The sequence below is a fragment of the Citrobacter sp. Cu231 genome (assembly GCF_030332265.1).
Taxonomy (GTDB): domain Bacteria; phylum Pseudomonadota; class Gammaproteobacteria; order Enterobacterales; family Enterobacteriaceae; genus Citrobacter; species Citrobacter meridianamericanus.
Genome location: NZ_JAOWIE010000021.1, coordinates 1 through 211, shown reverse-complemented (window position 1 = coordinate 211; position 211 = coordinate 1). Strand labels below are relative to the sequence as shown.

Sequence of the window (211 nt, the reverse complement as noted above, 5' to 3'; positions counted from 1 at the left end):
TAATAAGTGGCGGAACGGACGGGACTCGAACCCGCGACCCCCTGCGTGACAGGCAGGTATTCTAACCAACTGAACTACCGCTCCACCGAATTTCTTTGTCACTACCCGGATTATACATCCCGGTTTACTGTAATTTGATGCCTGGCAGTTCCCTACTCTCGCATGGGGAGACCCCACACTACCATCGGCGCTACGGCGTTTCACTTCTGAG

1 tRNA gene is annotated in these 211 nt (G+C 54.0%); it reads right to left on the bottom strand.

The annotated features are described in order from the left end of the window. Window positions 1-7: 7 nt before the first annotated feature. Window positions 8-84: transfer RNA gene (locus tag OGY15_RS01545), tRNA-Asp, on the bottom strand. Window positions 85-211 lie beyond the last annotated feature (127 nt).